The organism is Streptomyces sp. NBC_01190, from assembly GCF_045039895.1.
GTDB lineage: Bacteria > Actinomycetota > Actinomycetes > Streptomycetales > Streptomycetaceae > Actinacidiphila.
Map to the genome: position 1 here is coordinate 3,612,325 of NZ_CP108580.1, position 22,663 is coordinate 3,634,987.

General features: G+C 72.2%; 16 protein-coding genes and 1 pseudogene. 12 read left to right on the forward strand and 5 right to left on the reverse strand.

Annotated features, from left to right (window positions below; translation table 11 throughout):
- Positions 1–33: 33 nt before the first annotated feature.
- Positions 34–669 (reverse strand): hypothetical protein, encoded by a 636-nt coding sequence (locus tag OG519_RS14900; protein ID WP_405583429.1) that lies wholly within the window; start codon positions 667–669, stop codon positions 34–36.
- A gap of 327 nt (positions 670–996) precedes the next feature.
- Between OG519_RS14900 and OG519_RS14905 the strand changes: the two genes are divergently transcribed.
- On the forward strand, positions 997–2,169 hold the full coding sequence (locus OG519_RS14905; protein WP_405583431.1) for a serine hydrolase domain-containing protein: 1,173 nt from the start codon (positions 997–999) through the stop codon (positions 2,167–2,169).
- Positions 2,170–2,293: 124 nt separating this feature from the next.
- Here the strand turns inward: OG519_RS14905 and OG519_RS14910 are convergent, their stop codons facing one another.
- Together OG519_RS14910 and OG519_RS14915 are read right to left on the reverse strand one after the other, a co-directional pair.
- Complete coding sequence (locus tag OG519_RS14910; RefSeq protein ID WP_405583433.1) at positions 2,294–4,954, reverse strand: caspase family protein; 2,661 nt, start codon at positions 4,952–4,954, stop codon at positions 2,294–2,296.
- 11 nt (positions 4,955–4,965) lie between these two features.
- Complete coding sequence (locus OG519_RS14915; protein WP_405583435.1) at positions 4,966–5,361, reverse strand: hypothetical protein; 396 nt, start codon at positions 5,359–5,361, stop codon at positions 4,966–4,968.
- A 296-nt stretch (positions 5,362–5,657) separates the two neighbouring features.
- Between OG519_RS14915 and OG519_RS14920 the strand changes: the two genes are divergently transcribed.
- The 8 genes and pseudogenes from OG519_RS14920 (at position 5,658) to OG519_RS14955 (ending at position 15,923) form a co-directional block, all read left to right on the forward strand.
- Positions 5,658–6,581 carry an ATP-grasp domain-containing protein gene (locus tag OG519_RS14920; RefSeq protein ID WP_405583437.1) on the forward strand — a complete coding sequence of 308 codons (924 nt, stop codon included), beginning with the start codon at positions 5,658–5,660 and terminating at the stop codon, positions 6,579–6,581.
- Positions 6,521–6,790, forward strand: a pseudogene (locus OG519_RS14925) (DoxX family protein); the annotation flags it as partial. The gene OG519_RS14920 and the pseudogene OG519_RS14925, both read left to right, overlap by 61 nt.
- 661 nt (positions 6,791–7,451) lie before the next feature.
- Positions 7,452–9,380, forward strand: coding sequence for an N-acetylmuramoyl-L-alanine amidase (locus OG519_RS14930; protein ID WP_405583439.1), 1,929 nt, complete (start codon positions 7,452–7,454; stop codon positions 9,378–9,380).
- A gap of 328 nt (positions 9,381–9,708) precedes the next feature.
- Entirely contained in the window at positions 9,709–10,722 is a 1,014-nt protein-coding gene (locus OG519_RS14935) for an aldo/keto reductase (RefSeq protein ID WP_405583441.1), read from the forward strand.
- 200 nt (positions 10,723–10,922) lie between these two features.
- Positions 10,923–11,948, forward strand: a complete 1,026-nt coding sequence (locus OG519_RS14940) for a hypothetical protein (RefSeq protein WP_405583443.1) — start codon at positions 10,923–10,925, stop codon at positions 11,946–11,948.
- A complete protein-coding gene (locus OG519_RS14945; protein WP_405583445.1) occupies positions 11,942–13,249 on the forward strand; it encodes an ATP-grasp domain-containing protein in 1,308 nt (435 codons plus the stop codon). Before OG519_RS14940 ends, OG519_RS14945 begins: the two co-directional genes overlap by 7 nt.
- A 12-nt stretch (positions 13,250–13,261) precedes the next feature.
- Positions 13,262–14,581 carry an acetyl-CoA carboxylase biotin carboxylase subunit family protein gene (locus OG519_RS14950; protein ID WP_405583447.1) on the forward strand — a complete coding sequence of 440 codons (1,320 nt, stop codon included), beginning with the start codon at positions 13,262–13,264 and terminating at the stop codon, positions 14,579–14,581.
- A complete protein-coding gene (locus tag OG519_RS14955) occupies positions 14,574–15,923 on the forward strand; it encodes an MFS transporter (RefSeq protein WP_405583449.1) in 1,350 nt (449 codons plus the stop codon). Before OG519_RS14950 ends, OG519_RS14955 begins: the two co-directional genes overlap by 8 nt.
- Before the next feature lie 72 nt (positions 15,924–15,995).
- On the opposite strand, the gene OG519_RS14960 is transcribed toward OG519_RS14955, so the two are convergent.
- A complete protein-coding gene (locus OG519_RS14960; protein WP_405583451.1) occupies positions 15,996–16,916 on the reverse strand; it encodes a DMT family transporter in 921 nt (306 codons plus the stop codon).
- A 247-nt stretch (positions 16,917–17,163) separates the two neighbouring features.
- On the opposite strand from OG519_RS14960, the gene OG519_RS14965 reads away from it, so the two are divergent.
- The gene (locus OG519_RS14965) at positions 17,164–17,787 is read left to right on the forward strand and encodes a phosphoribosylanthranilate isomerase (protein WP_405583453.1); all 624 of its coding nucleotides are present in this window, start codon (positions 17,164–17,166) and stop codon (positions 17,785–17,787) included.
- 312 nt (positions 17,788–18,099) lie between these two features.
- Here OG519_RS14965 and OG519_RS14970 read toward each other — a convergent pair whose 3' ends face one another.
- A complete protein-coding gene (locus tag OG519_RS14970; RefSeq protein ID WP_405583455.1) occupies positions 18,100–19,590 on the reverse strand; it encodes a PLP-dependent aminotransferase family protein in 1,491 nt (496 codons plus the stop codon).
- A gap of 477 nt (positions 19,591–20,067) precedes the next feature.
- Between OG519_RS14970 and OG519_RS14975 the strand changes: the two genes are divergently transcribed.
- Complete coding sequence (locus OG519_RS14975; RefSeq protein ID WP_405583457.1) at positions 20,068–21,378, forward strand: nucleotide sugar dehydrogenase; 1,311 nt, start codon at positions 20,068–20,070, stop codon at positions 21,376–21,378.
- Positions 21,375–22,634 carry an anthranilate phosphoribosyltransferase gene (gene trpD / locus OG519_RS14980; protein ID WP_405583459.1) on the forward strand — a complete coding sequence of 420 codons (1,260 nt, stop codon included), beginning with the start codon at positions 21,375–21,377 and terminating at the stop codon, positions 22,632–22,634. Before OG519_RS14975 ends, trpD begins: the two co-directional genes overlap by 4 nt.
- The last annotated feature ends 29 nt before the right edge of the window (positions 22,635–22,663 follow it).

A 22,663-nucleotide genomic window follows, 5' to 3' on the forward strand; every position in this document is an offset into this window, starting at 1 on the left:
CGCCGGGTGCCGAGTGCGGCGCCGGGTCCCCCCTCAGTACCGCCGGGTCAGGCCTATCGCGCCGAGCCCTTGCCGAGCGGCATGGCGGAGGACCCGCAGCGGGCCGTCGACCAGTTCGTCGGCGTCGTGGCCGGGAGCGTCGGCCATCCCCGTCATCCAGTCACGGATGCGGTCGGTGACCGTCGAGCGCTGCTTCTCCGAGAGGTGGAGCGCGGCTTCGGCCGCGGGCAACGCGGAACGCACCTCCGCCGCCCGGAGCAGGAAGTCGCCCCACCGGCCCGGAAGCCGCGACATCCGCTCCGGGCCGAGAGCGTAACCGAGAGCCGCGGTCGGGTCACCCTTTCTGGCCGCGGCGAGGAAGAGGCCCGCCCCCACCTGCCGCGGAATCAGCTCCATGAGTTCGTCCACGGCCTTTTCCGTCCCTTGGTCCCCCGGCCGCACCGCGTCGACGCACCTCTGTAATCGGGGGGCGTCGTCCGTCGGTCTCGGCCGGTGCGAGGCCGGTTCGAAGAACCTCTCCGCCGGACTCCGCCCCCGCCACCAGTCGAGAGCGCCGAGCGACTGAGCGGCGGGCCGGCCCGCCGGCGCGTAACCGGGAAACGTCTGCCGGACGCGGGCGATGTCGGCGTCCGCGATCACGCCGACGATCCAGAATCCGGTGACGCTCATGTGTTTCTCTCTCCCCCTGCGCCGCGCGTTCGTCGAGGTATCGGTCATGCCACGGTGACGGTGCCGTCGTTGCTTTTGACACGGCCGAGCCGCGCCTCTCACGCCCGCCGCTTCGACGTTCTCGACGCTATCCGAAGGGTCTGACACCGCTCCGTTCCCCGAACACGGACACCGCACGGCCGCACCGGCCCGCCGCTCATCGGCGCGGTGCGGCCGCCGGTGCGGCGACCCCGGCCGCCCCGGCCGCCCCGGCGACCCCGAGGCCCTTGGCCGCCGGGACCGGTAAGTCGGCTGACGCCTGATTCCCCCGGTGCCACGATGGACGGTATGACGACGATCGACGGTCTGGTCGAGGCCGGATTCGAGGCCGTACGGGAAGCGTTCGCGGCGAACTTCGAGGGGCGCGGGGACGTTGGCGCGGCGGTGTGCGTCTACCGGGACGGGCGGCCCGTGGTGGATCTGTGGGGCGGGGTGGCCGATCCGGAGACCGGGCGTCCCTGGGAGCGGGACACGCTGCAACTGGTCTACTCGGCGACGAAGGGGGCCACCGCGACCGCGGCGCACCTGCTGGCTCAGCGCGGCGCCGTGGACCTGGACGCCCCGGTGGCCGCTTACTGGCCGGAGTTCGCCGCGAACGGCAAGGCCGACATTCCCGTTCGCTGGCTCCTGTCGCACCGGGCCGGACTGGTCGCGCTGGATCAACCGGTGCCGTTGGAGGAGGCGTTGGCGTGGCAGCCGATGACGGCCGCGCTGGCGGCACAGCGTCCCCAGTGGATTCCCGGTACCGCGCACGGCTATCACGGGCGGACCTGGGGCTGGCTGGTCGGCGAGGTGATCCGCCGGGTGTCCGGCCGTATGCCCGGCCAATTCCTCGCCGAGGAGATCGCCGAGCCGCTGGGCCTCGACTTCTTCATCGGGCTGCCCGCCGGTGAGCGCGGCCGGGTCAGCCGGATGACCTACCGGCAGCCGGACGTCGACCTCTCCACCGTGCCGCTCACGGCGATCCCCGAGGAGTTCCGCGGCGTGGTCGCCGCCATGCGCGACCCTGACTCCCTCATCAACAGGGCTTTCGCCGTCACCGATCCCGCGGACATCGACTTCAACTCCCCGGAGGCGCAGGCCGCGGAACTCCCCGCTTCCAACGGCATCGGCACCGCCCGCGCGCTGGCCCGCATGTACGCCGCGCTGATCGGCGAGGTGGACGGCGTACGCCTCCTCACCCCGGAGACGGTGGCGTCCGCCACCGAAGAGCAGGCCGCCGGTATCGATCAGGTCATGATGCTGCCTAGCCGCTTCGGTTCCGGCTACATGCTGCCCACCGCCGAGGCGCCGCTGACCGGCCCCCGCTCCTTCGGCCACGCCGGCCGCGGCGGCTCCCTCGCCTTCGCCGACCCCGAACACGGCGTCGCCTTCGGCTACCTGATGAACAACATCATCGAGGGCGCGGACGACACGCGCGCGTCATCACTGGTCGAGGCGGTCCGGACGTCACTGACGTAGCGGCCCGCTTCCAGGCGACCCTGTCGGGTGGACGTCGGCCTCGGCCGACCCTCGATGCGCTCGGGGCGTTTGACGGTCCTGCCGACGGGGCGTCCCGCGTCTGTTCTTGGCGCCGGGCGGCCGATCAGTTAGCCGTGCCGTGACCATCGTCAAGGCTGGTGCGCCGGAGAAGCGGGAAATACGCGGTGCCGGGCGGATTCTCCAAGCCGAGCGACGCCGCGAGTTTCTTCGCCTTGCCGCCGAGCCGGAAGGCATAGCAGCGCAGCGCGTACGCGGCGTCATCGGGAAACCCGGCACTGTGCAGCTCGGTGATCGTTTCGGTCAGGTGCCTGATCTCATCCCACGATCCCTCCTTGATCACGGTCCGCGCGACATTGTTCAGGCCCCTCCGGCGAAGAGATACCGCCAACTCCACCCGCTGAGCCGAGTCGAACCAAAGCGACGCCAACCGCCGTGCCACGTATGAGACCGCTTCTTCGTGGCCTAGTGCCTGCAAAGCCGCGAGCGCGAAGGCCACCCCGGCGGAGGAGGGGAAGCGGACGGCCGCAGCCGCTAGGTCCTTCTTGTTCAGGGTCGGGATACGCCCGCCGGCCGAGATCCCGCGGTCGAGCAGGTAGGCCCGCAACACCAGGGCCTCGGGGATACCCTTCCGTTCCATCCACGCGAGCCGCGCTGTGAGATTTGCCGTATTTTCGCGGGCGCCATAGGCGAACAAGGCGATGAGGTCCAGATGGCTTCCGGTATCCCTCAGTTGCTTCAGCACCTCGGCGAACTCCTTGTCCGACCCGGCGCCGAGACCTGTGAAGGCTTCGTGGTAACGACCGTCCACCAGGAACGGTTCTCTGAGCACGGCAAGCTGCGCCGGAACTGGCTGACGTGCGATCACGGACAGCAGCCGGTCGCGATCACGGGTCCGGCCCTGCAACTCCAACCGCTCCAGCAACCGCGCTACGTCATGTGCGGGCAATCGGCCGACCTCATCGAGCAGGGCGTTCGCGTCCACGGGTCGGCCTATCTCGCGCAGACTGTCCATAAAATCCACCACCGCCTCGATCGGCCCGGCACGCGTCGCCATCAGCAGCAGCAGGACGGAATCCTCGCCACGGCCCTGCCGGTACAGCGCCTCGGCGAGTGCGATCACGTCCGCCGGAGGCAGCGCGGCGGCCGATCGCCGCAGAACGGTCGACGCGTACGGGCTGAGACCTGCCGACCGCAATTCCGCGCAGAGATCCGTGATGGTCTGCCGAGCGGGAAGCGCTGAGGGCGCTGAGGAGGGAGCGGCATCATCGATCCACCGTTCGAGCATTGTGGTGGCATCATCGTCGTGCTCCGCCTCGTGCATCTTCTTCAGGAGACGCACGAACGCGGGCACGGGACGCCGTACCACCGTCTCCTGGGTCCGAAGGTAGAGCGCGAAGGCCCGGTCCGGCTGGCCGATGGCCAGGAGGGCATCAGCCAGGCGTCCAGATTCCTCCGCGGAATCCGTGGTAGCGGCGGTGAGGACCCTGTCGGCTTCCGGCTCGAGCCCAGCGGACCAGAGGGCACCCGCGAGTTCGAGGACGTCATCGGTGCTCCGCAGACGCTCGGTCCGCAGGAAGAGAAGGCGGTCGGCCTCGACCGAGCGACCTGCGGAGCACAGGAGCTTGTAGGTGGCTGCGACGACATCGACGGATTGATCAGCGGCATAGTGCAGTACGCGTTCGGCGTCCTCAGGCTCGTCATCCACGGCGTACAGGGCGTCAAGGTAGTCGGCGACGGCCTGCGGGCCGCGATTGGACAGGGCCCTGTTCACCACGTCGGTCGCGAACCGGTTCCCCTCCGCGCTGAGGAGTGCCGCCAAGGTGGCAACTTCCTGGACCGGGCGGCGTATGGCCCATTCCCGGAGCAATGCGCCGGCGGCATCGTCGGCGTTCGCGGCCCTTGACCTCGCGACTTCCCGGACGAGTTCGCGCGGCGTCCGCCCCGGTCCCGTCATCACATCGGGGGTTCCGGGAGAGATCGTTCCTCCGTCCGGGGGGTCCGGCGGTGTCACCTCTGCCAGGTGTCTGTTCCTGGCGAAGGCGAGGGTGCGGCCGGTGTTGCTGAGCCTCTGCTGAGGCAACGGACGCCCCTTGGATCGCAGTTCGCCGTACAGATGCTCGTAGACGTGGGTGGCTTCGATCAGTTCCCCGGCACCGGGCAGCCCGTTCTCCAACAGGTGGATCAACTCGCCGGTGAACGCGGTGTACGTCTCACCGGGCGGCGACTGCGACTGCCGGGTCGCGGAACTCGCGGTGAGGAGGTAGGAGCCCGCGATGCGGGTCTGCTCGGCCATCTGCACCGCCTTGCCGGCGCCGCCCATGCCACCCTCGAATGCCCGGCCGCCATAGCAGCAGTCCAGGATGACGATACGGTTGACCTCACGCCGGGTGCTCAGCACCTCGCCCCGTACAGCGTCGAAATCCAGTGCGGTGTAGGTCCGTTCGGGATCGGTGCCAGGAAGGGCGAGCAGGAGGCCATTGACGTCGGGGTGGGCCAGACCGTGCCCGGCGAAATAGACCAGCAGTGTGTCCTCCGCCTTTCGCGCGGCGTCGTGAATGGCGTCGAGGACTTCTTCCCGGGACTCCGGCTGCGGCACAAGAGTGCAGTTCCCCTGCGGCAAGCCCCAGATCGTGGCGTCGGCGAACAACTCCGCAAGCTTGGTCAGGTTGTTCGCGACCGCCGGGAGGTCCTCGAGGGACGCATCGCCGTATATCGCGGATCCGATCAGGACCGCGTACGAACGGTGCGGGTCGGCCAGCTCCATATCCACAGGGGCTACTCGGGGGCCTGACTGCTCTGATCAGCGGAGGACGGGGGTTCCGGCGGTACCGCGAGCAGCGCCAGCATCCGGCGTACATCGTCGTCGGTGCCGCCCTGCACAGCGACGGTCAGACCGTCTGAGGCCCGCGCGAAGGTGAACTCCGCACCGTGTCGGCCGCCGCCTCTCGAATGGCGCCAGGAAACATACTGCATGGCCAGGCTCACCATGGCCGTCGACTGGGAAAGGACGACCTGGATGACCTCCAAGGCCCCCATCGCTCCCGGCCGGCCGGCAGCGGCGTTCGCCAAACGGACGTCTCCGGGTCCGTCCTGGTCATCCCTCAGCCAGCGGAAGAAGTCGTATAAGGCCGGAACACCGTCCTCGTTCGTCGCCCGGATCTCCACCTGCATTGGGAATGCTCCGCCTCCTGGCACACTGCCGCCCCCGCCCGCCTGAAAAGATGGTGCCATAGGGGGCCGCAGGGGTGCACGCGGTCTCACCGTACGGGAGACGCCGGTCGCGGCTCCGGCCCACCGCTCACGGCCCGGTCCGCCCAGCCTTTGCGGACGACGACCTGGACGACAGGTCGCTCGGGGTGGACTTTCAGGGCAGTCGGGTCCGGGGCACGCGCAGAGTCGGGCAAGCGCCTGCCCGCACTGACACTGTTCGGCGTTGCCGACGACCGGTCGCGCTCTACCGTGGGGCGGTGACCATCTCCGTGCTGCTCTGCAACGACCCTCTGGGGCACGCCCGTTGTGACCCGCACTTCGCGGCGCAGGCGGCGGCCGTGCGGCGGGCCGGGGCGGAGGTGGCGCTGGTGGATCATGACGCGCTGCTTCGCGGGGATACGGAGGGGGCGGTGCGGCGGGTGCCGCGCGGGATGGGGGCGGTGTGGTATCGCGGCTGGATGGTGCCGGCGGGCGCCTACGCGGAACTCGGTGCCGCGCTGGCCGAGCGGGGCGTTCATCTGCTGACCTCGCCGACGGCGTACCGGGTGGCCCATGAACTCCCGGGTTGGTACGGAACGTTCGCCCGGGTCACTCCGGCGAGCGCCTGGATTCCTTGTCCGCCCGGTCGGCCGCCGGGTCCGCAGGCGCTCGCTCGAGCCGCCGCGCGCCTCCCGCCGGGGGCGGGGATCGTGAAGGACTTCGTCAAATCCCGCAAGCACAAGTGGGACGAGGCCTGTTACCTGCCCGATCTCGCGGACATCCCGGCCGTCCACGCCGTGGTGTCCCGTTTCGTCGAACTCCAGGAGGACTCCCTGGCGGGCGGTGTCGTGCTGCGCGCCTTCGAGCATTTCCGCCGGGACGTCGGCGAAGCCCGAATCTGGTGGCTCGACGCCGACCCCGTACTGACCACCGGGCACCCGGACACCCCGGGCCTGCGGCCAACTCCTCCTCTGGAGGCGCTTCGTCCGCTGGTCCGCGCCCTGGGCTGCCGCTTCATCACCACCGACCTCACCCAACGCACCGACGGCACCTGGCGTGTCATCGAAGTCGGCGACGGCCAGGTCAGCGACCTCACTACCGACACCGACCCAGCCATCCTGCTCGCCCCGTTGCTCACCGCCGCCCCCACCCCGCCTGGGTGGACAGCACGCCGATGTCGGCCGTACGGACCATCGGGGTGATCGAAGTGCTCGGCGCCGTCGGGCTTATCCTCCCGGCGCTGACCGGCATCGCGCCCTGGCTCGCCCTGGCTGCCGCCATCGGGTTCGAGGTGTTGCAGATCGGCGCGACCAGGGTGCACCTGAGGCGCGGCGACCGTCAGATCGCCCTCAACCTCGGCCTCATCCTCGCGGGGGCGGTGACCGGCTGGCTGGCGACGACATGGCTGTGATGCCGGCGAAGCCGGCAGGCCCGGCAGGACGAGGGGAGCGCCGGAGGCGAGGCCCCGGCGGCGTTGCCGCGGACCGAGCCGTAATGCCGCCTCGCCGCCCGGCAGCGGGCAGCGGTTCTCCGCACGATCTCCACGAGATTTCGTGAACCGAATTCGATCCGACGCGTCGTCAGCGTCGAATTGACGCGTCGGCTTGACCGGATTCTTGACGTATGCATACGCTGTTTGGCGTTCTGGATCCGCCGAAGGGAACGACCGTTATGACGCGATGCTCCCTCGCGGAAAGGCCGCGCGGACACCGTGCGCTCGCGGAGGAACACGGACCGCCGGTCCGGACCGGCGATCGGCCCGGCGGTCCGCTCCCCGCGCCAGGGGATCCGGACAGGCCGAGAAGGCACGGGAGGGGCAGCGGGACCCCCGTCCCGCGCCGCGGCGGCCACCAGGTTGCGCGGAGCTGAATTCTCCGGAAATCCCGCTTTTTCGAGTGCCGGCTGCCGCGACCGTGGCGCCGCCCGGCGGCACCCGGCAGTGCCCTCGGCGGCGCCCGGCGGTATCCGGCAGCACCCGGCACCCCCGGAATGGGCATTGACGGAATACTGACGGAAGCGGCCGTCGCGCCCCGCTCACACGCCGCTACCCGCGGTTTCTCGAAAGGAATACCTTGCACAAGCGCAATGGAAAACGGTGGCTGTCGGCCGCCGTCGCGGGCGGTGCGCTGGCGGCCGGCGCCTTCGCCCTGCTGCCCGGCACCGCGCAGGCCGGTGAGCCCGGCCCGGCGCTCCATCAGTCGGCCACCCAGGCGGACTTCGCCACCGCGGCGGCCGAGTACGACGTCCCGGTGTCCGTACTGATCGGGGTGGCCCGCCAGGAGTCAGGGCTGCGATCCCACGCCGGCTACAGCGACAACGCCGGCTGGGGCCTGATGAACCTCACCGACGCGACGCCGGCCATGCTCCAGCAGGGCCCCTCGGGGATCACGGCCCCCTCCGACCTCACCTCGGCGGCCAAGCACCCCGAACTGCACACGCTGCTCACCGCCGCCACGCTGACCGGCATCCCCGCCGACCGCCTCCGGCACAACCGGCTCGACAACCTGCGCGGCGGCGCCGCCCTGCTGGCCTCGTACCAGGAGCAGTTGACCGGCGACACCTCCGGCGCGTCGGACAAGCCGTCCGACTGGACCGCGGCGATCGCCAAGTACAGCGAGCTGTCGGACGAGAAGGCCGCCTCCTCGTTCACCGACGATGTCCTCGCCGCCATCAAGTCCGGTATCTCGCAGCGGACTTCGGACGGCCAGCTCGTCACCGCGCCGGCCGACCCGGCCGCCGCCCCGGTCACCGCCCAGTTGGGCAAGCTGAAGCTCACCAAGGCGGCGCCGCCCACCACGCCCGCCGAGTGCCCCAAGGCCCTGGACTGCCAGTTCGTCCAGGCGTCGTCCACCGCGGTGCAGGTCTCCAACCGGCCCGCCAACGGCATCAAGATCACCCAGATCGTGCTGCACACCACCGAGGGCTCGTACGACTCCGCGATCCAGACCTTCCAGGGGCCGAACGCGGCGGCCGCGCACTATGTGATGCGCTCCTCGGACGGCGCCGTCACCCAGATGGTGTCGGACAAGGACGTCGCCTTCGGTGACGGCAACTACGACAGCAATCTGCACTCGATCCAGATCGAGCACGAGGGCTTCTCCGCCTTCGGCGCGGACTGGTACACCGACGTCACGTACCAGCAGACGGCCAAGCTGGTGAAGTACCTGGTCGCGCGATACGACATTCCGCTCGACCGGCAGCACATCCTCGCCCACGACAACGTGCCCGGCGGCAAGACGGCCGATCTGGCCGGCCAGCACTGGGACCAGGGCGACGAGTGGGACTGGACCCGCTTCATGCGGATGATCGGCGCGCCGTTCGACGACAGGACGAGCGGTGTCGGACCGGTCGGGAGCGCGGTCACCATCGCGCCCACCTTCAAGAAGAACCTCCAGACCTTCACCATCTGCCCGGCCGACGACCCGACCGGCGGCACCACCGCCTGCACCCCGGTGACGGTCCCGGCCGGCTCGCTCTTCGTGCACCAGGGTCCGAGCGAGGACTCCCCGCTCATCCTCGACGCGAACATGCACCCGACCGGCACCAGCGGCACCAACGACGTCAGCGACTGGAGCACCACCGTCCAGGCCGGCCAGCAGTTCGTCGTCGCCGATCAGCAGGGCGACTGGACGGCCATCTGGTTCGACGGCCAGAAGGGGTGGATCGACAACCCCCAGGGCGCGAACACCATCCCGGCCAAGGGCGTGCGGATCATCACGGCGGCCGGCGACACGGCCGCGCCCGTCTACGGCACGGCCTTCCCCGACCCCGCCGAGGTCCCGACCGGCTGGGGCCCGGACCCGCAGAACCCGCTGACCGCGCCCGACTACGCGATCCCGGCCGGTCAGGCGTACGTGGCGGACCAGCCCCCGGTGAACGGCCGGGACTTCTTCCCGAGCCGGCAGGGTGTGGTCAACGGTGCGAAGCAGTACTACACCGTGCAGTTCAACCACCGGTATGTGTACGTGAACGCCGCGGACGTGACCGCCACCGCGGTCTGAGGCCGCGCACCGCGCTCTGAGGCCGCGCCCGGCACGCAGCGCCCGGCACGCCGCCGCGGGCCCTCCGCCCATGAAGCCGCGATCCGCGACCCGGATCGCCGAGGTACCCGCCCATCGCGGGTACGCGGCACCGGCGGAGAAGGACCACCGTCCTTCTCCGCCGGTGCCGTTTCCGCGTTTCCGCGTTTCCGTGGGTTCGCCCGCCCGCCCGGACGTACCAGCGGCGTCCAGCGGGGGTCCGACAGGCCCCCTCTTCGTCCCCGGGGAACCGCCCCGCCGGTGGTTGGCTTGAGGTGCGACGACAGGACAACGAGAGGCGAGGTCGGCGATGAAGCGCAGGATGCTGGGCGGCACCGGCATGTCGGTGAGCGAGTTCGCGCTCGGGACGATGATGTTCGGGGCGATGGGCAATCCGGACCACGACGAGTCGGCCGCGATGATCCGCCGCGCGCTCGACGCGGGGATCAACTTCGTGGACACCGCCGACGTCTACTCGCGGGGCGAGTCGGAGGAGATCGTCGGAAAAGCGCTCAAGGGGCGGCGCGACGAGGTGGTGCTCGCCACCAAGTTCGCGCTGCCGATGGGGTCGGACCCCAACGAGGCGGGCGGCTCACCGCGATGGATCAAGCGCGCGGTCGACGGCAGCCTGCGCCGCCTCGGCACCGACCACATCGACCTCTACCAGATGCACCGGCCCGACTGGTCGACCGATCTCGACGAGACGCTCGGCGCCCTCTCCGACCTGGTCCGGGCCGGCAAGGTACGGGCCATCGGCACCTCGACCTTTCCCGCCGACCTGATCGTGGCGGCCCAGTGGGCGGCGGAGAAGGGCGGCCACCACCATTTCCGCACCGAGCAGCCGCGGTATTCGGTGCTGACCAGGACCATCGAGGGCAACGTCCTGCCGGCCGCCCGGCGGCACGGCCTGGGCGTCCTCACCTACGGCCCGCTGAGCAGCGGCTGGCTCTCCGGGCGCGCCGACCCGACCCGCGGCCACCGGGCGGCGACGGCCCCGCAGGCGTTCGACCTGTCCGTGCCGGCCAACCGGACCCGGCTCGACGCGGTGCACCGGCTCGCCGCCCTCGCCGCCGACGCGGGAATGCCGCTGGCCCACCTGGCACTCGCCTTCGTACGGTCCCACCCGGCCGTCAGCGCGGTGCTCATCGGGCCGCGCACCCCGGCCCAGCTCGACGAACTGCTGGCCGGCGCCGACGTCGTCCTGTCCGCTGACGTCCTCGACCGTATCGACGCGATCGTGCCGCCCGGCACCGAGATCAACCCCGCGGACAACTACCTCGCCGCCCACCCCGCCCTCACCGACCCGGCGGCCCGCCGCCGCTGACGACCGGGGCCCTCTCGCCGGAAGAGGGGACCCGGCAGGGCCCCGCCGGGACGTGACCCGGTGGAGTGGACCGGCGCAGCGGGCGGTCAGTGGTCTGGAGGCGGGGGGCAGGATTTTTCAACACTTGGATGCACGCCGTGTGGCGGTCCGCTGAGGCGCAGCGGACCCCACTTCAAGGTTGCTTCAAGGTTGAGGACGCCATGACCGCATCGATCAGCACCGGGAGCCCCGGCAGACGGCCCTTCCCGACGGTCATCGTCGGCTACGGACGGGCCGGGCGCGACCTGCATCACCAAGCCCTGCGCAACCTGTTCGTCGACGGCGGTGACGTACTCGTCGTCGAACCGGAGGGGCGGGAGGTACCGCGGGGATGCCGGCTGGTGCCGTCGCTGCGGGCCGCCGCGCGCCTGGTGCCGGTGGCCGAGGCGGTGTGGCACGTGACGACGCCCCCGCAGGCGCACCTCTGCTGTGTCGAGGAGATCGCCGAACTCGGCGGCCGCCGGCTGATTCTGGAGAAGCCGGTGGCGCCCACGGCCGAGGAGGCGGCCCGTCTTGAGGCCATCGCCGCGGACGTGGAGATCCTGCCGGTCAGTGTCTGGCCGAGCAGCCGGGTCACCGAGAAGGTGCGCCAGGTGGTCGCGTCGGGGGAGATCGGCGAGGCGGTCTCGCTCTTCATGGAGCAGAGCAAGCCCCGCTTCGGCCGCACCCTGTCCTCCACCTCGCATCAGTCGGCGCTCGAGGTGGAGTTGCCGCACCAGATGCTGCTCGCCCTTCATCTGGCGGGCCCGCGGGCCCGGTTGCTCTCCGCCGAGACCTGGCCGATGCCGCTGCCGGCCCGTTCCATCCTCACCATGGGCGGCGCCCTGCTGCGCCTGGAGCACGCGGGCGGCATGGTCAGCACCCTGCTCAGCGATCTGACCTCGCCGGTGCGCAGGCGCCGGCTACGGGTCGCCGGGACACACGGCGAGGTGGTGGCGGACTACCCGATCAGCTCGGACGACCCGTACGGACAGGTCAAGGTGACCGGACGGGTGGGCCGTTCGGTGGTCGCCGACGCGCCGCTGACCCACTTCATCGACTCCGCCTACGCGTATTTCGCCGGCCTGGGCCCCCGACCGCCCGCCGACCTCGAACTGCACCGGCTGAGCATCCACCTGCTGGAGGAGGCGAGGGATCGGGCGGTCCGCTCCTCCTTGAACTCCTTGAAGGGAGCGATCGGATGGTGAGGATCGCGGTCATAGAACCGCGCTCGGCGGGCTACGGCCTGATCGACCGCGGACGTGAACTCGGCCACGACATGGTGGTGTTCACCGCGGGCCACGGCGAACGCCGGGTGCCGGACGAGCATCTGGCGCACGCCTCCCGGGTGGAGGTGATCGACACCAACGACGACCGGCTGGTCAGGCGGCGGCTGCGGGAACTGCACTCCCGGCGGCCGTTCGCCGCCGTGCTGCCCGGCTTCGAGCACTACGTGCCGCTGGCCGCCGACGCCGCCGCCGATCTCGGACTGCCGGGCCTGCCCGCCGCGACCGCGGCGGCGCTGCGCATGAAGCACCTGATGCGCGAACGCCTCGCGGCGAGCGGCATCGACCAGCCGCGCCACGTACTGCTCACGGATGAGGCGGAGTTGGCCGGGGCGATCGCGGAGGTGGGCCTGCCGTGCGTACTGAAGCCGGTCGACCAGTCCGGCAGCCTCAACGTGCGCAAGGCCCGCACCATGGCCGAGGCGGCCGACGCGTTCCGCCGGATCAACGGCTACGGGGCCGGGTATCTGGACCGCACCTCGCTGCCGCTGGTGCTGGTCGAGGAGTACGTCGTGGGGCCGGAGTTCAGCGTCGAGGGGTACGCGGCCGACGACGAGGTCGTGGTGCTCGGCATCACCGAGAAGCTGCTGGGCCCCGAGCCGTACTTCGTCGAGGTCGGGCACATGGTGCCGGCCCCGCTCGACGCGGACACCGCGCGGACGGTCGAGGCGTACACGGTCGGCGTGGTGCGGGCGCTGGGGCTGCGGCTCGGGCCCTTCCACGCGGAGTTGCGGCTGTCGGCGCGCGGGCCGCTGCTGATGGAGGTGGCCGCCCGGCTGCCCGGCGACCGCATCCCGGACCTGCTGCGCCTGGCGACCGGCGCGGACCTCTACGAGACGACGCTGCGCTGCTTCCTCGGCGTGCGTCCGGCGGGCCCGGCGGCCGGCCCGGCCGCGGGCCCGGGTCCGTTGGCCCCCGACGGTTCCGGCGCCCCGGTACGCCACGCCGGTATCCGCTTCTTCCTGCGCCCGGAGGTGTCCGGCTACGCCGCGATGACGGTGGCGCCCGGTGTCACGGCCGACCCTCGGATCCACGAGGTCGGCGCGCTGATCGGCCCCGGTGAGCCGGTGCCCGCGGCCGGCAGTTCGGCGAGCCGTCTCGGCTACGCCATCGCCGTGAGTCCCGGCTACCGGGCGACCGCGGCCGCCCTGGACGCGGCCGAGCGCGGTGTGTGCTTCGAGCGGTCCGAGCCGGCCCTGACCGCGGTATCCGCCACCAACTGATCGGAGAGCGCCATGGCACGCCATGTCCTGATCGTCAACCGCTGGAACAACCGCTTCGCCGAGTACCACCGTTATCTCGACCACCGGGCGGACCGGGTGAGTTACCTGACGACGGCGGCCGGGACCGGTCCGCTCGCCGCCGAACTCGCCGAGGAGATCGCGGTGGTCGCCGATCTCGCCGACCACCCGGCGGTGATCGGCGCCGCCGAGCGACTCGCCGAGCGGCACGGCCCGTTCACCCATGTCCTCGCCCTCTCCGAGTTCGACCTGGAGCTCGGCGCCGAGCTGCGCGAGCGCCTCGGGGTGCCAGGCAAGCGGACGCACGAGGTGCGGCTGGTCCGCGACAAGGTCGCCATGAAGGCGGCGGTGGCCGCCCGCGGCCTGCGGGTACCGTTCAACCGCCCGGTCGAATCCCCCTCGGACGTACGGGAGTTCGTCGCCGAGTACGGCTTCCCCCTGGTGCTCAAGCCGCGCACCGGCGCGGACAGCCAGGACGTGTACGTGATCCCGGCGGCCGACGAACTGGAGCAGGTGCTCACCCAGTTGCCCGAGGGCACCGACCTGGCCGCCTTCCAGTGCGAGGAGTTCATCGACGGCAACCTCTACCAGGTGGACGGGGTGGTCTCCGGCGGTGTGCTGCGGACCGTACGGAGCTGGCGCTGCGTGGGCTCGTGCCTGGACTTCGCCAACGGCACGCCGTTCGGTTCCGTCGCCAACGACGACCCGGCCTTCGAGGAGCGGATCGTCGCATTCACCGAGGGGGTGCTCGCCGCGCTCGACCTCACCGACGAGGTCTTCCACCTGGAGGTGTTCCGGACCAACGGCACCGACGAGCTGGTCTTCCTGGAGATAGGCGCCAGGGCCGGCGGCGGCCAGGTGCGGTTCGTCTGGGAGGAGGTCTACGGCCTCGACCTGATCGAGGCCTCCGTCCAGGTGCAGATCGGCGAGGCGCGCGACTATCCGCCGGCCGATCCCGGCGGGGAGGTCGCCGGTTACCTGATGATGCCGGAACCGCCCGTCCGCCCCGCCGTGGTGCGCGAGGTGCCCTCACTGGCGGGCCGCATCCCGGAGTTGTACGCCGAGGCGCTGCCGCCGGCCGGCACCGTACTCGACGGCAACGGCGGCGCGGTGCACACCGCGGGCGCCTTCCGCTTCCGGGCCGGCTCGTCGGAAGCGGTACGGCAGGCGATCGAGACCGCGGTCAAGCTCTACACCATCGACTGGGCGCCGCTGTCGGAGGAGTTGTCCGAGGAATTGTCCGGCGGGCTCCCCCAGGAGCTGTCCGACGAGCTGCCCCAGGAGCTGTCCGACGAGGTGGCCAGCGGTGTCTGAGCGACTCGGCCCCGCGCCGGCGGCGGCTCCCGGGCCGCCCGCGCCCCGGCCGCGCCAATCACTGTGGGGGCACGCCGACTTCCTGCGCCTGTGGGGCGGCCAGACGGTCGCCCTCTTCGGCGCCCAGGTGACGCTGCTGGCCCTGCCGCTCACCGCCATGCAGCTGCTCGACGCGTCGGCGGGACAACTCGGCCTGCTCAACGCGCTGGAGTACCTGCCCGTCGCCTGCGTCACCCTGCTCGCGGGCGTGCTGGCCGACCGGGTCCGCCGCCGCAGGCTGCTGATCGGGGCCAACATCGGCCGGTCGCTGGTGCTCGGCATGGTGCCGCTCTTCTACTGGCTCGACCACCTGTCCATCGGCCTGCTCTACGCCGTCGCCTTCGTCACCGGCATCTTCACCGCCCAGTTCGACGTGGCGTACCAGGCGTATCTGCCCTCGCTGATCGAGCGCCGGCTGCTGGTGGAGGGCAACAGCAAACTCCAGTCGAGCCAGTCCGTCGCGCAGACCGCGGGGCAGGGGCTCAGCGGCGTGCTGATCCAACTCCTCACCGCGCCCGTCGCGGTGGTGGTGAACTCGCTCGCCTACCTGGTCTCGGTCGGCACGCTGCTGAACATCCGGACCGTCGAGCCGATCAGAAAGGCCCCCCGGCGCAAGGTGCGGGCCGAGGTCGCCGAGGGCTGGCGGGTCACGCTCGCCCATCCGGTGCTGCGGGTGGTGATGCTGCAATCCGCCTGGTTCAACCTGCTGTGGGACGTCGTGCTGGTGGTGATGCCGCTCTACGGCATCCGCGTGCTGCACCTGGGCACCGCCCAACTCGGCCTGGTCATCGCGGCGGGCAGCGTCGGCGCCTTCGGCGGGTCCCTGGTGGCCGGGCGGCTCGGCAGGAGGCTGGGCACCGGCCGGGCGATGGCGGTCGGCATGTTCGTCGGCAGCGCGGCGCTCGCCCTGCTGCCGCTCGCCTCCGGACGCGGCACCGTGGCCCTGGCGCTGCTCACCGCCGGTTACGTCGGGAACGGTTTCGGGCTGACCATCTTCAATGTGCACTCGGTGGCGCTCCGGCAGGCCCTGGTGCCGGTGGAGCTGACCGGCCGGGTGAGCGCCACCTACCGGTTCGCGGCCTTCGCGGTGATCCCGGTGGGCGGTTTCGGCGGCGGCCAGCTCGCCGGGCACCTCGGCCCCCGTACGGCGCTGCTGGTGACCGCGATCGGGCTGGTGGCCGGCGCCGCGCTCTTCCTCGGCTCCCGCTCGGTGCGGGGGGCCGGCCTCACCGGGGTCCCGGCGGCGGAGACGCCGCTGAAGGTGCCGGTGGCGGTCGGGGCGACCGCCGACGCGACGGGGTGAGGCGGCGGTACGGGGCGGCCGGCGGTCGCTGGCGCCCCGTTACGGCTGCGGCCGGCGATCGCGGGTGTCGCGTCACGGCGCCACCGGTTCCCCGGGCCGTACGGCGCTCTCCGCCGGCGCGCTCACCCCGTGGAGCACCGCCGCCGCGACCGCGACCGCGCCCACCAGCATCGGCCCGGTCAGGTGGCCCGTGCCCAGCAGCGGGCCGAGCAGCACCGCGCTGAGCGGGATGACGCCGGCGAAGAGCCCGGCCCGGTCGACGCCCAGCAGATCGATCGACGCGTACCAGAGGAAGAAGGCGAGGGCGGTGACCACGAGCGTGAGATATCCCAGCGCCAGCCACTCGGTGCCGGTGGGCCAGGCGAGCGCGCCGCGGCCCTCGACGACGGCGGAGACCACACCCAGCATCGGCGCGGCCAGCAGCGAGGCCAGCGCCGACACCCGGCGCGGACCGAGCCGGGGCAGCAGATCGACGGCGAGAAGCGAGAAGCAGCACTCGCACACCAGTGCGCCGAACGCGTACAGCAGGCCCGGTCCCGACACCGGTCCCGCGGCCTGGATCACCCACACCCCGACGGTGGCGATCGCGGCGCACAGCGCGATCCGCGCCGACGGGCGGCGGCCGGCCCCCAGCGGCCCGGCCAGCGCGAGCACCACCGGGGTCGCGCCGACCACCGCGCCCACGGTGGCCGGGTCGGTGTGGCGCACGGCGTGCAGCAGGAAGACGTTGAAGCCGGCCATGCCGGTGGCGGCGAGCAGCGCGAGGCGCCCCCATTGCCTGGCCGTACAGGGCGTCGGCCGGGGGCCGGCCGACGGGTCCCCCGAGCGCCCCGCCCGACGCCCCGCCGCGGCGAGCAGCAGTCCGGCGACCAGATAGCGCCACGCCTGTCCGGCCAGCAGCGGATAGTGGTTGATCAGCGGGCTGACCGCGGCGGAACTCCCGACCGAGGCCATGGCGGCGAGGGCGTACAGGCTGCCGCGTAACGTACGCATGGTCTGAGGCACAGCAGCAGCCAACCACCGCGGACCCACCCGGCGCAGGACCACCTGTGGTCCCGTCGAGTGGACCACTTCGGCCCCACCGCTGCCGTCGGCGCCTGCCGCTACGGGCCCGGTCCGGCCTCCGAGCCGCCCCTTGCCCCCTTGTCCCGTTCAGCCGCCGACTCCCTTGCCCGTTCAGTTCCCCTTCAATTCCCGCCGTCGCCGTATCGAGTGACGTGCCGTCAGGAGGCGTTCCGCCGTGTTCGTGAAGATCTGTGGTCTGCGCACCCCCGCCGATGTGGCGGCGGCGGTCGGGGCGGGCGCCGACGCGGTGGGGTTCGTCCTCACCGACAGCCCCCGCCAGGTCACCCCGGCCGAGGTGGGCCGGCTCGTCGAGGCGGTGCCGCCGGGGGTGCTGACGGTCGCGGTGTTCGGCGCCGAGCCGCTGGAGCGGGTACGGCGGGAGGCCCGTGCGGCCGGGGTCCGGGCGGTGCAACTCCATGGCGACCACCCACCGGAGGCGTTCGCGGCGCTGCGCGGCACGGACCCCGACGACACCGGGCTGGTCCTCGTCCGGGCCACCTCCGCCGCCTCGGCGGGGGCCGGGCCGACCGGCGGCCACGGCGAGGACCTGCTGATCCTGGACGCGCCCAAGCCGGGCTCGGGGGAGAGCTGGGACTGGTCGGCGCTCGGTACGTCGGCTCCGGGCGGCCACTGGATGCTGGCCGGCGGACTCGCGCCGCACAACGTGGCGGACGCGATCGCCGCGGCCCGTCCCTGGGGTGTCGACGTCTCCAGCGGGGTCGAGTCGCGGCGCGGGGTGAAGGACCACGGGCTGATCGCCGACTTCGTCGCGCGCGCCAAAGCGGCGGGAGCCGAGTGAGCCGCCCGCTGCCTGAGCCGGCTGCGGCGCCGGTGCTGCCGGAGCCGCCAGCCGCCCTACTGACCTGCGAATTTCGCCGCGGCCACCCCGTAACGGCCGGCCCCGGCCCGATTCCTGGACCCGGCGGCGGGCAATTCCGGCCGCCCCGGCGCCGCGCGAACGGCGGCCATTCCACCGCGCGGTGACGGCACGGAAAACGGGGATCGGCGATCGGTCCTCCATGGCGGCCGAAAAATTAAATATTGAACTGTATTTGTCCGCCGAACGCGGCCCCGGGCAACAGGCCCGGGGCCGCGCCACGATATATCCCGGTCAGACGCCGCTGCCCAACCGGGCCCGGTGGGCGATCCGTTCACGCGGCCCGGCCGCGTCGGCCAGCAGGGTGCCGAGGGAACGGACGCCCGGCCGGCGCGCCTGCTCAGCCAGGGCGTCCCCCAGCACGAACATGGACTCGCCGATGCCGGTCAGCGGCAGGCTGGAGTAGCCGATGACCAGTCCGGGCGGCCGGGCCCCCGGCCGGAACTGGAAGCGCTGCGCACCGTACACCAGCGCCGATCTGTCCTGCGCGGCGGCGACCAGCGCGGCCTCGTCGGTGCCGGGCGGCAGCCGCAGATAGCCGTGCAGGCCGGCCGCGGAACCGACCATCTCGGCCTCCGGCAGGTGCAGTCGGACCGCCTGGGCCAGCGCCTCCCGGCGGGAGCGGTAGCGGGACCTGGCCCGGCGCAGGTGCCGGTCGAGCGTGCCGGCCTCGATGAGTTCGGCGAACGCCCGCTGGGTGATGCCGTCGGAGCCGAGGTCGTGCCGGGCCCGGACCCGGCTCATCAGCCGGCTGAGATGGGCCGGCATCATCAGCCAGCCGAGCCGCATCCCCGGGACCAGCGTCTTGCTCGCCGTACCCGCGTAGATAACGTGCTGCGGACTCAACCCCTGCAAGGCCGGGGGCCGCTCGCGGCGGTCGAACCAGAACTCGCCGTCGTAGTCGTCCTCGATGATGACGGCGTCCATCCGCTCGGCCCAGCGGATCAGCGCCTCACGCCGCGCCGGGCTCATGGTGTAGCCGGTGGGGAACTGGTGGGCGGGCGTGACCAGGACGGCGCGGGCGCCGCTGGCGGCGAGCCGGTCCACGTCGATGCCCTCCTCGTCGACGGGTACCGGCACGGTGTTCATGCCGCTCTGCTCGATGAAGCGCCGCTGGCCGGCGTGGCCGGGATCCTCGATGGCGAGCTTACGGATGCCGAGTTGGGGCAGCGTGGCGCAGAGCAGCGCGAGCCCCTGGGCGAAGCCGGCCGTCACCATCACCGTCTCCTCGACACCGCGCGCGCCACGGACCCGGCCCAGATAGCCCGCCAACACCCGGCGCAGCACGGGCAGTCCGGCGACCGGCGGGTAGTCGAGCTCCTCCCGGCCGGCGCCCGCCAGGGCGGCGCGATAGCTGGCCAGCCACTCGGCGCGGGGGAAGTTCGTCACGTCGGCGCGGCCGGTGCGCAGGTCCCAGGTGACGCCGCCGGACGGGTCGGGGCAGCCCAGATCCGGTTCCAGGCCGGCCCGACCGGCCCTGGCCACGGGGTCGTTGGCGACCCGGGTGCCCGAGCCCTGCTGGCAGTCGAGATACCCCTCGGCGGTGAGCTGTTCGTACGCCTCGACCGCCACGCTCCGGGAGACACCGAGATCGGCGGCGAGCTGCCGGGTGGAGGGGAGCCGGGTGCCGGGATGGAGAATGCCCTCGACGATTCGACACTTGATTGCCATCCGAATCTGGCTGGTCAGCGACTCGCTGGAGTTGCGATCGACGTCGATCGACATATGCCACATGGAACAGCTTCCCTCCCGTGCCCTGGCCGGGTGCCAGGTGCCGGAGAAGAGCATCACATTTCGGTGGCCACTTCGTCACTGTGCTCTCTGTCGCTATTTCCGGTGCATGTGCAAATTTCAGCCATCATTCTTTGCGGAAAACACTCCCGTGAATAAAGAGACGGATGTGACCAAGGGGATCCGCATTTTAAGAGTTTCCCATTAACGGTGTGCTCTCTCATTGCCCGGTAAAGCCCCGCTGAGGCGCGCCGACTGGTCCGTCCGGTCACCGCCCGATTGGTCTGGGCGGGCCCCCGGGCCCGGCTGGTCGACTGGGGACATGGCACCCGAGCCGTCAGTTGACACTGGGGGAACTGAGACATGATCACTAGCACTTCGACCGGTTCAGCCGCTCCGGCAGCTTCCCTGGCTGCCGCGGCATCCGCCCTTGCCGCCGCTACCGCCGTTTCCGCCGTGACGCCTTCCCGGGTGAGCACGGTCGACGGGCTCGCGACCTTCGAGGCGCGGCTGGCCGCCCGTACGATGCGGATCGGCGTCGTCGGGCTCGGCTACACCGGCCTGCCGCTGGCCATGGGCTTCGCGACGAGCGGCTTCTGCGTCACCGGGGTCGACCTCGACGCCGACAAGGTGGACGCGGTCAACCGCGGTGAGTCCTACCTGCCCGACCTCACCGACCACGAGGTCCGGGAAGCCAGCACCGACCGGCTCTTCGCCGTCACGGAACCGGCCGCGCTGGACGGCGCCGAGGTGGTGATCCTCTGCGTGCCCACCCCGGTCACCAGGCGCGGGACCGCCGATCTCAGCTACGTACAGGCCGCGGTGGAGAGCGTGCTGCCGCACCTGCGGACCGGCGCACTGCTGGTGCTCCAGTCCACCGTCCCGGTGGGCACCACCGCGGGCATCGCCCGCACGGTGACCGAGCGCACCGGCCTGGTGGCCGGCCGGGACTACTTCCTGGCCACCGCCCCCGAGCGGGTGGACCCGGCCAACACCAACGGCTGGAACCTCGCCAACACCCCCAAGCTCGTCGGCGGTGTCGACGCCGAGTCGACCCGGCGGGCCCGGCTGCTCTTCGAGCAGGTCTGCGCCCGCGTCACCGCGGTCTCCGCCGCCGAGGTGGCCGAGCTGTCCAAGGTCTACGAGAACACCTTCCGGCTGGTGAACATCGCGCTGGCGCTGGAGTTCGCCGATCTGTGCCGCTCGCTCGGCGTACCGGCGCGCGAGGTCATCGACGCGGCGGCCACCAAGCCGTTCGGCTTCCTGGCGCACTACCCGGGCCCCGGCGTCGGCGGCGAGTGCATCCCCGTCGACCCGCTGTTCCTGCTGGAGCGGGCCGAGCGGGAGGGCGTCGAGCTGGCCCTGGTGGGCGCCGCCCACCGGCGGATCGCCGACCGCCCGCACCAGGTCGTCGGCCGGCTCGCCGAACTCCTCGCCGGGCAGGGCGGGAAGCTGGCCGGCACCCGGGTGCTGCTGGTCGGCGTCAGTTACAAGCCCGGGGTGGGCGATCTGCGCAACGCGCCCGCGCTGGACATCGTGCGCGACCTGCGGGCCGCCGGCGCCGAACTGTCGTACACCGACCCGATGGTGCCCGGCCTGACCGTCGACGGACGGCCGGTCGCCGAGGTGCCGTTCAGCGCGGAGCAGCTCGCGGCGCACGACGTCGCGGTGCTGGTCACCCCGCACCCGGGGCTGCTGGCGGCGGCGGTCTGGGCGGCGGCGCCGCTGGTCATCGACACGTACGGGGTGCTGCCGGCCGCGGCCAAGGTGGTCGTGCTGTGACGGAGGCCGTGGTCGGCGGGCCCGTCCCGGTGGCGCCGCCGACGCCGACGTTCATCGCCGCCGCGGCGGCCCCGACACCGGTTCTCCCGGCGTCCGGCGCTTCGGCGCCCGGACCGGCCGTCATCGCCCCCTTCACCACGGCGGCGTCCGCTGCCCCGGTCGCGCCCGCGTTCGCACCCGCGTCCAAGCCCACGTCCGCTCCCACGTCCGCTCCCCCCTCCGAGCCGGTACCGTCCGCGGTACTGGCCGCCGCCTCCCGGGAGTTGGTGCGCGGCCGCGACCTGTCCGCCGACACCGCGGCTGACGCCGTCCGCGCCCTGCTCGACGAGCGGGCCGAGGAGGCGGAGATCGCCGCCTTCCTCACCGCGATGACCGTCAAGCGCCCCGGCCCGGTCGAAGTGGCCGCCGCCGTGCGGGTGGTACGGGAGCGCGCCGCGCCGGTGGCCTGGGACGGGCCCGCGGTCGACGTGGTCGGCAGCGGCGGCGACGGCAGCGACTCGGTGAACATCTCCACCATCGCCGCGCTGATCGCGGCAGCGGCCGGCGCCACCGTCGCCAAGGCCGGCAACCGGGCGGCCACCAGCCGGTGCGGCAGCGCGGACGTGCTGGAGGCGCTCGGCATCCCGCTCGGCCCGGTCGACCTGGTGCCGGAGCTGCTGGCCGCGCACCGCTTCGCCTTCCTCTTCTCGCCCGCCGTCCATCCCGCGATCGGCCGGATCGCCCCGATCCGCCGCCGGCTCGGCTTCCGGACGCTCTTCAACCTGGTCGGCCCACTGGCCAATCCGGTCCGGCTGACCGCCCGGCTGGTCGGCGCCGCCGACCGCCGCGACCAGATGGTGCTCGCCGGGGCCGCCGCCCTGCTGGGCATGGAACGGACCTGGGTCGTGCACGGCCACGGCGCCATGGACGAACTGACCACGGGCGGCCCCAACCTGGTGGTGGCCGTGGACGGCTCACGGCTGACCGAGTCGGTCCTCGACCCGGCGGATCACGGGCTGCGGCCCGCCACGGTGGAGGACCTGAGCGGCGGCGGCAGCGAGCAGAACGCCACCGCTGTCCGCCGGGTGCTGAGCGGCGACGCCCCGCGCCCGGTGACCGACACCTGCCTGCTCAACGCGGCGGCGGCGCTGCTTCTCGCGGGCCGCGCGGCCGACCTCGGCGCCGGCCTCGAACTGGCCCGCGGCGCGGTCGAGGACGGCCGCGCCACCGCTCTGGTCGGCGCGCTGGCCGCCGCATCGGCCCGCCCCGGGAGCTGAGCCGGCACCCCGGTCCGCCGGACCGCCCC

What these genes read in the sequence shown, in the direction of transcription:
- OG519_RS14900 (WP_405583429.1), bottom strand. Translation starts at nt 669, where the DNA reads ATGAGCGTCACCGGATTCTGGATCGTCGGCGTGATCGCGGACGCCGAC.
- OG519_RS14905 (WP_405583431.1), top strand. Translation starts at nt 997, where the DNA reads ATGACGACGATCGACGGTCTGGTCGAGGCCGGATTCGAGGCCGTACGG.
- OG519_RS14910 (WP_405583433.1), bottom strand. Translation starts at nt 4,954, where the DNA reads ATGGAGCTGGCCGACCCGCACCGTTCGTACGCGGTCCTGATCGGATCC.
- OG519_RS14915 (WP_405583435.1), bottom strand. Translation starts at nt 5,361, where the DNA reads ATGCAGGTGGAGATCCGGGCGACGAACGAGGACGGTGTTCCGGCCTTA.
- OG519_RS14935 (WP_405583441.1), top strand. Translation starts at nt 9,709, where the DNA reads ATGAAGCGCAGGATGCTGGGCGGCACCGGCATGTCGGTGAGCGAGTTC.
- OG519_RS14940 (WP_405583443.1), top strand. Translation starts at nt 10,923, where the DNA reads ATGACCGCATCGATCAGCACCGGGAGCCCCGGCAGACGGCCCTTCCCG.
- OG519_RS14945 (WP_405583445.1), top strand. Translation starts at nt 11,942, where the DNA reads ATGGTGAGGATCGCGGTCATAGAACCGCGCTCGGCGGGCTACGGCCTG.
- OG519_RS14950 (WP_405583447.1), top strand. Translation starts at nt 13,262, where the DNA reads ATGGCACGCCATGTCCTGATCGTCAACCGCTGGAACAACCGCTTCGCC.
- OG519_RS14960 (WP_405583451.1), bottom strand. Translation starts at nt 16,916, where the DNA reads ATGCGTACGTTACGCGGCAGCCTGTACGCCCTCGCCGCCATGGCCTCG.
- OG519_RS14970 (WP_405583455.1), bottom strand. Translation starts at nt 19,590, where the DNA reads ATGTCGATCGACGTCGATCGCAACTCCAGCGAGTCGCTGACCAGCCAG.